Source organism: Cytobacillus oceanisediminis 2691, from assembly GCF_000294775.2.
Classification (GTDB): domain Bacteria; phylum Bacillota; class Bacilli; order Bacillales; family Cytobacillaceae; genus Cytobacillus; species Cytobacillus pseudoceanisediminis.
In genome coordinates this window covers 3717115-3729932 of record NZ_CP015506.1, presented here as the reverse complement: position 1 = coordinate 3729932, position 12818 = coordinate 3717115, and the positions used below count along the sequence as shown (strand labels likewise).

9 protein-coding genes are annotated in these 12818 nt (G+C 41.1%); 8 read left to right on the top strand and 1 reads right to left on the bottom strand.

Going from position 1 to position 12818, the window contains the following annotated elements:
- Positions 1-10: 10 nt before the first annotated feature.
- Positions 11-1102 (bottom strand): SGNH/GDSL hydrolase family protein, encoded by a 1092-nt coding sequence (locus tag A361_RS18725; RefSeq protein WP_019379708.1) that lies wholly within the window; start codon positions 1100-1102, stop codon positions 11-13.
- A 190-nt stretch (positions 1103-1292) separates the two neighbouring features.
- Between A361_RS18725 and A361_RS31345 the strand changes: the two genes are divergently transcribed.
- From A361_RS31345 to A361_RS18685, 8 genes are all read left to right on the top strand, one after another.
- Positions 1293-1463: a YjcZ family sporulation protein gene (locus A361_RS31345; protein WP_009332599.1), complete on the top strand. Its 171-nt coding sequence runs from the start codon at positions 1293-1295 to the stop codon at positions 1461-1463.
- Between the two features lie 228 nt (positions 1464-1691).
- A complete protein-coding gene (locus A361_RS18715) occupies positions 1692-3158 on the top strand; it encodes an NAD(P)/FAD-dependent oxidoreductase (RefSeq protein WP_019379707.1) in 1467 nt (488 codons plus the stop codon).
- 129 nt (positions 3159-3287) lie between these two features.
- Positions 3288-4265: a S66 family peptidase gene (locus A361_RS18710; RefSeq protein ID WP_019379706.1), complete on the top strand. Its 978-nt coding sequence runs from the start codon at positions 3288-3290 to the stop codon at positions 4263-4265.
- A gap of 120 nt (positions 4266-4385) precedes the next feature.
- On the top strand, positions 4386-8591 hold the full coding sequence (locus A361_RS18705) for a tetratricopeptide repeat protein (RefSeq protein WP_019379705.1): 4206 nt from the start codon (positions 4386-4388) through the stop codon (positions 8589-8591).
- 212 nt (positions 8592-8803) lie between these two features.
- Positions 8804-10162 (top strand): aspartate aminotransferase family protein, encoded by a 1359-nt coding sequence (locus tag A361_RS18700; RefSeq protein ID WP_019379704.1) that lies wholly within the window; start codon positions 8804-8806, stop codon positions 10160-10162.
- A 2-nt stretch (positions 10163-10164) separates the two neighbouring features.
- Complete coding sequence (locus A361_RS18695) at positions 10165-10857, top strand: CoA transferase subunit A (RefSeq protein ID WP_009332593.1); 693 nt, start codon at positions 10165-10167, stop codon at positions 10855-10857.
- On the top strand, positions 10842-11504 hold the full coding sequence (locus tag A361_RS18690; protein WP_019379703.1) for a 3-oxoacid CoA-transferase subunit B: 663 nt from the start codon (positions 10842-10844) through the stop codon (positions 11502-11504). Before A361_RS18695 ends, A361_RS18690 begins: the two co-directional genes overlap by 16 nt.
- A 48-nt stretch (positions 11505-11552) precedes the next feature.
- Complete coding sequence (locus tag A361_RS18685) at positions 11553-12818, top strand: peptidase (RefSeq protein ID WP_019379702.1); 1266 nt, start codon at positions 11553-11555, stop codon at positions 12816-12818.

Here is a 12818-nt window from a genome sequence, read left to right as displayed (position 1 = left end):
AAAAACCTTCCTATTCTGATCTGCTCAGGATGGAAGAAATTTGAATAACAGCATCGTTCGTGCTGTTGTTTACTGATTTTTCATCCGATACAATAAATTTCACATGGTGCGTTCCGTGATCAAGGCCGCTAATGATATACTGGTATCGCTCTTTAGTTAATGGCCACCAAGCGGATAAAGATGTGATATATGCATCATCTATAAAAACATCCATCTTTCCGCCTTTTTCACTTCGAATCATATTGACGCCTAGGAAGGGGCCGCTAAATTGATATTCAAGACTGTCACCCGCCTTGCTGCTCTCCCAAATGCCGTCTTTGTGAATAAATGAACCCGATATGTCCGTTACATGAGGAATCGATGCTATTTCAATATCCGCATTTTCATGAATGGGGGCAGAAAGTTCAGCAATTTCTGCATGACTGCCGGCTAATTCTCTTATTTTCTTTATTAGTGTATCTGCATATATTTTGTAGCCCTCATCATTTGGATGGACCATATCCTTTGTCAGTTCCTGAGCAGGCAATCCGGATTGTCCGAACGGCTTTCTCATATCCACATTTTTTGCGCCATAGTGATTAGAAATAACAGAAATGGCCTGGACAAATGCTTCATTATCAAGCGGATTTTCTGTAATGGTTATGATCTCGGTATCAGGGTAGAGCTGTTTGGTTTTCCGGATAAGCCCTTCGTAGAAATATGAAAATTGCTTTTCATCCATATATTTGCGGTCATTCTCCCCAAACACGATAAAAGTTAAATCAATTTTCCCTAAATGTTCGGATTGCTGAAGCTTATATAAGCCTTCAAAGGCAGTGGCACCGCTTTGGACTATAGAATGCCTTCTGGCTTTGATTTCAAATTCACTATGAAGATGCCGCTCAAGCCTTGTAAACCATGCAGATGATTTGGAGGTCGCACCTGACCCCCTGCCAATGCTATCCCCGATAATGAGGTAATTGATATTCTCTTTTGATGATAACTTTTGATACACGTTAGTTGGATTTGCCCCTTCAACTTTAGATAGGCTATCAAACAAATGATACAAACCATATATAAAAGTGATGATAAAAAAATATATGCCGATCTTCCTTTTCTTCATTGGTTTGAATCCCCCGCTTCTTTTCTGAATCCTTAATGTTATCGTACCCTAATAATGGCTATGGGGGAAGATTTAAAATGGAGTTCAGCGTTTTTTTATAAAAATGGGCAAATGCACATGCGGGTCAAGTTCTCCGCACATACATTAATATTGAAAATGCCCAAGAAATCTTGTTGAGGAGTGATTATTAATGTATAAAGGTGCAGTTGCTGGTGCTGGCTACGACCAATGTTTTCCAGGATATGGATATCCTGTAGCGGGTGCTCAATATGGAGGATGCGGATATGGCGGTTTCGCATTGATCGTCGTATTGTTCATTCTATTGATCATTATCGGAGCATGCTGCTGTGGAAATTGGTAATATAAAATGAATCTTGTGGAGGCTGCTCTTTAGGAGCAGCCTTCAGTTTGTTAAGGGGCCAGCAATTGCGGTTTATTCGCGGAATTTTACATAAACTTTTGTAAAACCGAACAATATTGATTAATTTTATTAAATAGTTCGTAAAAAGATTGACCATTTATTCAGTGTTTGATATAGTTACCTAGGGTTGATGAAATTAACGAATAATGCGTCTGGGGGAATAGGACGATGAATGCAAATTATGATGTTATTGTTGTCGGTGCTGGACCGGCTGGAATATTTACTTGTTATGAACTAACACTAAAAATGCCTGAAGCAAATATTTTATTAATTGATAAAGGTCATGATATTTATCGGAGGAATTGTCCGATTTTACAGAAAAAGATTGAGAAATGCCCGCCGGCCGCGGGAAGAAAAGAGTATGCAGGGTGTTTGCCGGCATGTTCAATCACCAATGGTTTTGGCGGAGCAGGGGCTTATTCAGATGGGAAATTCAATATTACAAGTGAATTCGGCGGCTGGATGACAGATTATCTCCCTGATTCCCAGGTTGTTGAATTGATCAAATATGTAGATGAAATTAATTTGAAACACGGTGCAACTGAAAGCATCACAGATCCAATGACGGCTGAAGTGAGAGATATTGAGCGCCGCGGTTATGCAGCGGGACTGAAACTTCTTCGTGCACAGGTTAGGCATTTAGGTACGGAGCAGAACCTTGAAATACTAAAAAGCATTTATGAATATTTGCGTGAAAAAATTGATATGTCTTATAAGACAGAGGTTGAAGATCTTATAACCGAAAAAACGCCTGATGGCCATCGCATTATGGGGGTTAAGCTTAAGTCCGGAAATGAAGTTCATGCTGATAAGGTGGTTGTAGCACCCGGGAGAGATGGATCTGTTTGGCTGGCAAACCTCCTGAAGTCCCGCCGCTTAAAGATGATCAATAATCAAGTCGACATTGGTGTCCGGGTCGAAACTTCCAATATTGTCATGGAAGAGATTAATAAACATCTTTACGAAGGAAAGTTCACATTTAATACATCTGTCGGTACAAGAGTTCGGACATTCTGCAGCAATCCTTCTGGCCATGTCGTAGTGGAAAACCACTCCGGAATCATGCTGGCGAATGGCCATGCTTATAAAGACCCTAAACTGGGAAGCCCGAATACAAACTTTGCTCTGCTTGTATCCCATACATTCTCAGAACCGTTTGATAAGCCAAATGAGTATGCACACGAAATCTCAAGGCTTGCCAACAGCCTTTCAAACGGCGGAATCATTGTTCAAAAGTATGGAGATATATTAAAAGGAAGAAGATCAACTGAGAAGAGGATTAAAGAAGGTTTCCTGGAGCCAACCTTAAAAGAGGCGGTACCTGGCGACCTAGGCCTTGTGCTTCCATATAATACAATGAAAAGCCTGATTGAAATGACTGAGGCTTTAAACCATGTATCTCCTGGTCTTGCATCAGAACATACACTTTTTTATGGCGTAGAGGCAAAATTCTACTCTGCGCGCCCAAGACTTAATAACCGTTTCGAAACGGAAATTAGCGGCCTTTATGTCGGCGGGGACGGTGCAGGCATCACTAGAGGTCTCGCACAAGCGGGAGCTTGCGGAGTCTGGATTGCAAGGGATATCGTAGAAAAGAAAAGCAATGCACCAAGAAGGGAAGCTGCAATAGTATAAAAGCAGAAAGGCCAAGCTGAAAAGCTGGCCTTTTTTCAATATGTAAAAACAGTCATTTCTTAACGAGATTGTATCTGATAAAATGTAAAAAAAATAAACAAGGCTCAAAGGAGCAAAGGAGAGGACATAATGCTTGCAGAGCGTTTAAAGCCAGGAGATGAAATCCGGGTCATTGCACCGGCAAGAAGCATGGCCATCATAAAAGGCGAACAATTGCGAATTGCCCAGGAACGGCTGAATCAGCTTGGATTCACAATAACATACGGCAAAAATGCGGAATTGCATGATGAGTTTTTCAGTACTTCTATTGAAGAGAGAATTGAAGATTTGCATGATGCTTTTACTGATCCTAATGTAAAGGGGATCCTCACAGTGATTGGCGGCTATAACGCCAACCAGCTTTTGAATTACATAGACTTCGAGATAATAAAAAACAATCCGAAAATACTTTGCGGATTTAGTGATATCACGGCACTGCAGGGAGCAATTTATAAAAAAACAGGATTGATCACCTATTCAGGCCCGCATTTTTCAAGCTTCGGTGTGAAACATGGGTTTGAGTACACTCTTGATTCTTTTATTAATGCAGTAACCAATGACGCTCCCTATGAAATCCTCGCTTCGTCAGATTGGAGTGATGATCCATGGTATCTTGATCAGGAAGACAGGCATTTCATCAAAAATAATGGGTATACGGTAATCCAGGAAGGGGATGCAGAAGGGAGATTAATTGGAGGAAATTTATGCACACTTAATTTGCTGCAGGGGACAGAATTCATGCCATCATTAAAGGATTCAATCTTATTTATTGAAGATGATGAGGAATCACATGCTCTTACATTTGATCGGGATCTTCAATCACTCCTGCACCTGCCTGATGCTCAAGGCATCAAAGGAATCCTGATTGGCAGATTTCAGAAGAATTCCCAGGTTACCGAAGAGGCACTGAGAAAGATTATTGAGTCAAAAAAAGAGCTTCACGGCATTCCTGTGATAGCTGATGTGAATTTTGGCCATGTACAGCCTTATGCCACTATCCCGATTGGAGGAAGGGCAGCAATAAAAGCAAAAGGTTTTGAAAGTGAAATTTGGATTGAACAGAGATAATTAATCCCCGGATCATATGCCGGGGTATTTTTATGCAAAGAAAAAAATACAACCATTTCCTGTAGTAAATCTCTGTAAATGTTTGTATTATATTTCTATCATACCCAAATGAGGTGCACAATGGAAATTCTGGAAAACCTAAAAGGCCTGGCAGAAGACAGGCAGTTTTTAAAGGCGCTGAATGTTCTGGCTAATGAGTTGGAAGATATGAAAAAATCAAAATTCTCAATTATTAAGAATAAATTAGCAAAAATATCTTCAGTTGAAGATTTTAAGCTGCTCATTCGATTATTTGACCGTGGAGTGATGTACCAATATAGCGGGTTTCTTGCCCGCTATGCACACAGGCGTTTTAAAACACTTCAAACCGCCATTTGGTATTGCGATGAGTTAATTGACAGTGGAAGGTCACTGGAAGCAAATTATATTATAACGGAATATTTGAAAAAGATGCCGCATGAAGCAGAAACTGAGCTGAGGATAAGTGCTTTATTTACAGAAGTACATAGCCTTCTTGAGTTAAAAAGAACAAAAGAAGCAGTGAAAAAGCTCGTTGAAATGGAGGCGATCAGCGAAAAGCCAATCTGGGATAAACTTGGATTTTATTATCTGCAGATAGGAGACCGTGCAAAGGCAGAATCTCATTTAACTGCTGGCCTGAGAGATGAAGAACGGGGACTTGCTTGTTATCTTTTGTTATCAGATCTATACGCATCAAATGGAGGAGGGGGAAAGTCTCTTCAAACGATTAAAGAAGGCATGGAAGTCCACCCGCTGGCGCCTGCATTAAAATTGGAGCTTATTCGCAGATACAGAGATTTCGGCTTGCATGAGGACATGCTAGCAGAAATGAGTGAGCTCGATCGACTTGTTCCTTTTCACAGCTATGAGTGCTATTTTGAACATCTTAGAGCTCTTTCCTACTATCAAAAAGATGAACTTGAAAAATTACATCACTTTATCTCTCAGAAGAAAATGAAGGACAGTCCTTTCTCAGGAGATAAGGGGTTTTCTGAAACAGGTGATGCAGTAAAGCTCTCAATCAATCCAATTGTACAGAAAAGCAATTACTGTGTGCCTGCCAGCTTTGAAATGCTCTTTTCTTATTTTGGTAAAAAGGAAACTCAGGATGATATTGCTGAACATATTTTTGATGTGACTGGTTCAAAGCTGTCTGCATCTGCGGAATACCTTGAAAAAGAAGGTTTCGCATACCGTTTCTTTACAGGTGAAAAGGAGCGTTATAAGGCATTATTGCAGCAGGGGATACCCATCATCCTTAGTGTGGACTTTGAGGCATCTTCACATGTGCAGGTTATGATTGGGATTGATGAACGATTTGGCTTTTATTTGGTACAAGATCCAAACTTTCTTGATACAATGTATGTTCCTTATGGAGAGTTCCAAAAGCTTGCTGTAAATACTAACTTTTTGTCGATTGCGGCAGTGCCAATAGAGAGAGAGGCGGAGCTTGAATTCCTGCCTATGGATGATCACCTGTATTATAAAAAACTTCACTCCCTTTCGGAAATGGTTGAAGAAGACATAATGAAAAATGAACCTGCTATGGCAGACTTTTTATCTTCTTCAATGAATGAGCCTTATACGCTCATATATACATTAAAATTTTTTTCCGGGGATAAACATAAAGAATTCATTATTAAATGTTCCGAAAAGCTGCTGGCCATTTTTCCTGAGTCAGACTTTTTTAAGCTGTATGCAGCTCAGGCATATATACGTTTAAACGAAATCGATCGAGCGGAAAAGACTTTATCACTTGTCAATAGAAAAACCTTTAGCCCATTATACCAATATTTGAGTGGAAGGATCCAGATGTATAAGGACCAATACTATTCTGCGATCGGCTATTTCAGAAAATCCCTTCAGCTTGACCCAGACCAATACTATATTTGGAGTTATATTGCGCTGTGCTTCCTCTATAATTCTGAGACGGAAAATGCGAAAGAAATGTCAGACATTGCACTAAATATAAATGAGCAAGACCGCTTTATTAGAGTAAATCATGCCATAATTCTTACGGATCAGGAAAAGTACAATGAAGCACGCTCGATATTCAGCCAGCTTCTTCGTGAAGATCATGGTGATGCGCATGTATGGTATGAGAGAGCGAAGCTTGACCAGGCAGAAGGAAAAATCCGCAAAGCAGAAAGAGGCTACATAATTTCAGCCAGCCTGGATGCTGAAATTTCTTATCCATATCTGGCTCTTGCCGACTGCTATGAATATTTGTTTGAAGATAAAATGCGTGCTGAAGAGATTTTACTGAAAGGAGCGGGGGTATCAGGAAGTCCGCAGATTCTAATTCGCTTGGGTGATCTTTACAAAGATCATGAGGAATATGAAAAAGCAGAGAGTATTTACTTCTCCTGTATAGAAGAAAATCCTAATGAGGTTTTTGCCTATCTGGGTTATGCATTTGCTATCTCTGAAATGAAGAGGCCAGATGAAGCAGCAGAATTTATAAGACAACATGAAGAACGTTTCAGTGAGGATAGCGAATTTTTAATAAATGGGGGCAAACTGGTTGCAGACTTTGCACAAGACCTGAAGGATTCCCACCTGCTGGAGGCAGGAATGTCTCTAATTGAAAGGGGATTTAACTACGTTGATCAAAATCTGAATGAAGCCCTGGAGCTATATGTAAATATAGCAGAAGAGTCGCCTTATGTGAATCGTGCAATCGCTTTTCTGGAAGCAAAGGCTGATGAAGACTCTCAAACTGACTATCTATGCTATACGGGCACTTTATATGAAAGTGCTGAGCGATATGCTGAAGCAATTAGCCTTTATAAAAGAGCCATCGGGGAAAATGAAACAGCTTTTCCATACTACAGGCTGGGGGAAACGTATTTTAGACTTGAAAAGTTTGAACCGGCGATTAAAGCATTTAGAAAATGTCTTGATCTTAATCCTGAAACAGAGGGGGCATATAGCCGCATTGCACAAATCTATGGGATTTTAGGAAATGAACTGAAGGAAGCAGAGTATATGCTGAAGCTGATTGATAAGGCTCCTCTAAGAGTTAATATTGAATATTTATCAAGCTTACTATCCATGGAAGAGCTTCGGGGGGTTATTGAAAAATTAATTCGTATGCAGGGTGAAGTTCTGGAAACATGGAGATTGGATAGCCTTGCTTATGCTTATGGAGCTGCAGGAGACAGAATCAAGGAAGAGGAATGTCTTTTGCAGGCCCTGAATCTGGATTCTCAATTAGCTGAAATAAAACATCACTATTCAAAATTGCTTATAGAGAATAAGAAATATAAAGAGGCTAGGAAGCTTCTGGAGGAACTTATTAAAGAATATTGGGATGATGAAGACATATATGAAACTTTAATTGTGCTATTTGTCGAAACCAATAAAATTTTACACCTTCCGGCATTCCTCGGGAAAATTAGAACTGAAAAAACGGAAAAAAGCCAGGTATTCTTAAAGGCAGCTGATGCATTGGCCCAGCATGCAAGCGGTGTGGATTGGGAAGCTGATCAAAATTCCTCCTTCATTGGAAGGTTTGTTCAAAAGATGAGAGAGAAGACAAAGCAGATCACTTTGTTTGGAGTGATTATCGACTTATATGAATCCTCAATCAGACATAATCCGTTTAATAAAAATGCACCAATCGGTCTTGCGGGATTCTATGAATCTGTAAATCTTGAGGAGGATGCCAAAAAGGTTCTGAAATCTTCTCTTGAAAAAGATTGGGATTTTATTACAGCCTATCAGCTTGTACAGATCCATATGGCGGGCGGGAATGATCCCATTGAGGAAGCGGCAGAGATGAACACAGCAATAAAACTGCTGGATGCCTGCCTAAAAGAAAAGCCGAACGATACACATCTCATGCTCTTAAAGGCAGTTGCATTTACACACAGGATGCGATTCACCCAGGCAGAAACAATCTTAAGAAAGGTGTTAACAGAAAATCCGTATGAAAAAGAAGCCCATTTTAGATACGGACAATTATTAAATAAAAGAAAACGGTATGAAGAAGCAATAGAGATTATGGAAGAAGGATTAAAGTTTCATACCGATGATACTTCCTTATATATTGAACTGGCTATTTCTTTTCATAAAATAAAGGATGTTGAAAAATCACTAAAACTAATGGAGGAAGCGCTTGAAATTGATCCTGATCTTTTGATAGCGAGATATAATAAAGCTTGCTATCTATCAATCTTAAATAAATTGAAAGAAGCTGAAGAAGAACTTGAGTATGTCTTTCATCATGATGAAGAAGGATATTTTCAAGAACTTGCAGAGGAAGACATTGATCTGATGAACCTGAAAAAAAGCATTATTTAACCAAAAAAACAGCCGATTACACCGGCTGTTTTTTTAATTCCTGCAAATGGTTCATTTTAAAGATATGAATATTCTTTAAGAAAGATTTTGGAAGTCATTTCATATATTTTAATATATTGGCCCAGAAGATAGCGTCACACTTTACAATTCTGCTTCAACTTTAGAGCCCAAGACGCTTTTTTTCCACGAATAACAATGGAGGGGTTTCTGAAATGGATCAATCAAACCTAATTAAGCCAATGCTTCATGCACATTATCCAGTTATTGATTATGGCATAGGCGTCTATTTATATGATACTGACGGAAAGGAATATTTGGATGCATCGTCTGGCGCGATAACGGCAAATATTGGCCATGGTGTTGAGGAAATCATTGAGGCAATGCATGAACAGGCTAAGAAAGTCTCTTTTGTGTATCGTTCGCAATTTACCAGCGGGGCAGCTGAAAAGCTGGCTCTTAAAATCGCGGAAGCGGCAATTGGCGACTTAAATTGGAGCTTTTTTGTGAACAGCGGCTCTGAGGCCACTGAAACAGCTATGAAAATTGCGATTCAATACTGGCAGGAAAAAGGCATTCAGACAAAAACAAAGGTGCTTTCAAGGTGGATGAGCTATCATGGCATAACTCTGGGTGCTTTATCAATGTCAGGTCATACGGGCAGAAGGGCGCGTTTCATACCGCTGCTTGAAGATTTTCCTGTCATTCATCCGCCATATTGCTATAGGTGTCCATACAAGCTGGAAGCGCCTGAATGCGGATATCTGTGTGCCCATGAACTTGAAACCGTCATTAAACGGATAGGGCAAGAGAATATTGCTGCATTTATCGCAGAGCCAGTCATTGGGGCTGCAGGGGGTGCTATAACCCCTCCAAAAGATTACTACAGGATAATAAAAGAAATTTGTGACCGGCATGACATTTTATTTATTGCTGATGAGGTTATGACCGGTTTTGGCAGAACGGGCACAATGCTTGCCTGCGAGCAATGGAATGTAAAACCTGATATTGTCGCACTTGGTAAAGGAATGGGGGCCGGGTATGCTCCGATTGCGGCTGCCCTTGTAAGCGATGAAATTATGAAGCCTATTTTGGCAGGGTCAAAGAGCATTATGAGCGGCCATACCTTAAGTGCCAATCCTCAGTCCTGCGCAGTTTCTCTCGCAGTGCTTGAGTATATTGAAAAAAACAACATCATCCCTGAAGTGGATAGCAAAGGTGTGTATTTGAAAAATAAGCTGACAAAACTGCAATCCAAATTTTCCTTTATTGGTGATGTAAGAGGAAAAGGACTAATGATCGGACTTGAATTTGTAAAAGATCATCTGTCCAGAGAGCCGTTTTCGAGAAAGTTTAATCTGACACAGAGATTAATACAGGAAGCGCAGGAACAGGGACTGCTTATTTACCCGGCGGGGGCAGGCAAAACCGGCATCGATGGAGATGCTGTATTGATTGCACCGCCGCTTACCATTACCAAAAGGGAAATTGATGATCTGGTGAAAAGGTTTGAAGGGACTTTGCAGATTTTCACAGAAAAACACTTGATCTTTGCTGAGGAAGAGGCTGAATAAATATGGAGAACACTTATAACAAAATCATTGAAATTGATGAGGCAATGAAGCATTTTCGGGATGGCATGATCATTATGTTTGGCGGATTTGGAGGAATTGGCACCCCTCCTGCCCTTATTGACGGAATTTTGGATAATGGATTCAAAGATTTAACGCTTATTGGCAATGATTCAGGGTTTCCCCATATTGGCATCGGGAAAGTGGTAAGCCAGGGAAGGGCGAAAAAAATGATTGCCTCCCATATCGGATCAAATCCCGTTGCTGGCCAATTAATGACAGATGGGAAAATGGAAGTGGAGTTTTCGCCACAGGGAATATTGGCAGAAAGAATCCGTGCAGGGGGAGTCGGCATCCCTGCCATTCTTTCCGATATTGGACTTGATAATGACATTGTAACAAGCAATAAACAAACATGTAATTTGAGTGGAAAAAAATATCTTGTTGAAACGGCTCTAACAGCTGAAATATCCATTGTCTTTGCAAAAAAAGCGGATCCTTACGGAAACTTAATTTATGACAAAAGTGCGAGAAACACAAACCCGCTTGTTGCTATGGCGGGAGATATGACCATTGCAGAAGTGGAGGAAATTGTCCCCCTTGGCAGCCTGGATCCTGATGAAATTATAACACCAGGGGTTTTTGTGGATTATATTGTCCCTTCGAAAGGAGTGAATTGGAAATGGGCATGGGAGTAGAAATCAGAGATCGCATTGCAAAACGTGCTGCTGAAGAAATAAAGAACGGGATGATTGTAAACCTTGGCATTGGAATTCCTTCGCTTGTTCCCAATCATTTGCCAGCTGGGACAAATGTGATGTTTCATGCTGAAAATGGCATTACAGGTATGGGGCCAAGTCCGGAGAAAGGGAAGGAAGATGAAAATCTCTGTAATGCTGGCGGATTTCCGGTTTCCGTTGTAAAAGGTGCTTCGTATTGTGACAGTACTATTGCATTTGGGATGATACGCAGAGGAAGAGTTGATATGACGATCCTTGGCTCCCTGCAGGTGAGTGAAAGGGGAGATCTGGCCAATTGGATTGTCCCTGGTAAAAAAGTTCCTGGCATGGGCGGGGCAATGGAACTTGCCCAAAAAGCCAGAAAAGTAATTGTCCTTATGAACCAGACAGATAAGTATGGAAATTCAAAAATTGTGAACGAGTGCAGTCTGCCTCTTACATCTGCCCGCTGTGTAGACATGATTATTACGGAGATGGCTGTCTTTCAAATAACAAATCATGGTCTGACACTGACAGAATTGTTTGCACCGCACTCGATTCATGCAGTAAGGGCGAAAACCGGCTGCGGCTTTACCATTGCTGGGAATGTGAGAGTGATTAATTGATAGATAGTATCCTATGTTTGGCTGTGGTCTCAGAAAAGGAGTGGGAATATGAATGCTCATGCAAAGATTAAACAGTGGCTGGAAGAAAATAGGCAAAGGGGAACAAGACTTCTTCAGCAGCTTGTCCAGGAAGGAAGCATCCGTGGGAAAGAAAGCAGTGCACAGGCTGTCATCATTGAAAAATGCCGCAAACTTGGACTAACCCTGGATATTTGGGAGATTGGCAAGGAGCAATTGACCAAACATCCTGCTTTTTGTTCGGATAGAAAGGATTTTTCCGGAAATCCCAATGTAGTGGCTGTTTTGAAAGGAACAGGCGGAGGAAGGTCCCTTATCCTCAATGGCCATATTGATGTTGTTCCAGAGGGAGACCGAAATGATTGGGATCATGACCCATTTAGCGGCAGAATCGAAGATGGAAAACTATATGGCCGGGGTTCGACGGATATGAAAGGGGGAACAGTCTCACTCCTGCTTGCAATGGAAGCCATCATAACGCTTGGAATTAAGCTTAAAGGTGATGTGATATTCCAAAGTGTCATAGAAGAAGAAAGCGGAGGGGCGGGTACTCTGGCTGCTGTCCTCCGGGGATATACAGCCGACGGGGCAATCATTCCCGAACCGACAAATATGAAGCTCTTCCCAAAACAGCAGGGTTCGATGTGGTTTCGGATAACGGTAAAAGGGCGTTCTGCTCATGGAGGAACCAGATATGAAGGCATCAATGCAATCGAAAAAGCCATGACAGTGATGACAAAGCTTCAGGAACTTGAAAAATTAAGAAACCTTAGAATTGAGGATCCGCTATATTCCAAGATTCCTATACCAATCCCTATAAATATCGGAAAAATAAATAGCGGAGAATGGCCTTCTTCAGTGCCGGATATTGCCATCATAGAGGGAAGGATGGGGGTGGCGCCAGATGAGGAAATGAAATCTGCGGAAAAAGAGCTGGAACAGTGCCTGAAGGAAGTAGCACAAAATGATGCGTGGCTTAAAAAAAATCCTCCTCAAGTTGAATGGTTCGGCGGACGCTGGCTGCCTGGTGATTTGGAACAGGATCACCCTCTAATGACCGTAATATCGGAGTCTTTTGAAGAAGTAAAAGGCATGCAGCCGGCAGTTGAAGCATCACCCTGGGGCACGGATGGAGGCATATTATCCAAAGTGGGGAATACACCTGTTGTTGTCTTTGGCCCCGGTGTAACTGAAGCGGCCCATGATGTTAACGAGTATATCTCCTTGCAGGAAGTTTTTGAAGCTGCTGAAATCATTGCTCTGGCCATGATGGAATGGTGCGGCACTAATCAGTGA

Excerpts from the sequence above, each read along its gene's own strand:
- A361_RS18690 (WP_019379703.1), top strand. The coding sequence starts at position 10,842 with ATGGGCATGGGAGTAGAAATCAGAGATCGCATTGCAAAACGTGCTGCT.
- A361_RS18700 (WP_019379704.1), top strand. The coding sequence starts at position 8,804 with ATGGATCAATCAAACCTAATTAAGCCAATGCTTCATGCACATTATCCA.
- A361_RS18705 (WP_019379705.1), top strand. The coding sequence starts at position 4,386 with ATGGAAATTCTGGAAAACCTAAAAGGCCTGGCAGAAGACAGGCAGTTT.
- A361_RS18715 (WP_019379707.1), top strand. The coding sequence starts at position 1,692 with ATGAATGCAAATTATGATGTTATTGTTGTCGGTGCTGGACCGGCTGGA.
- A361_RS18725 (WP_019379708.1), bottom strand. The coding sequence starts at position 1,102 with ATGAAGAAAAGGAAGATCGGCATATATTTTTTTATCATCACTTTTATA.
- A361_RS31345 (WP_009332599.1), top strand. The coding sequence starts at position 1,293 with ATGTATAAAGGTGCAGTTGCTGGTGCTGGCTACGACCAATGTTTTCCA.
- A361_RS18695 (WP_009332593.1), top strand. The coding sequence starts at position 10,165 with ATGGAGAACACTTATAACAAAATCATTGAAATTGATGAGGCAATGAAG.
- A361_RS18710 (WP_019379706.1), top strand. The coding sequence starts at position 3,288 with ATGCTTGCAGAGCGTTTAAAGCCAGGAGATGAAATCCGGGTCATTGCA.
- A361_RS18685 (WP_019379702.1), top strand. The coding sequence starts at position 11,553 with ATGAATGCTCATGCAAAGATTAAACAGTGGCTGGAAGAAAATAGGCAA.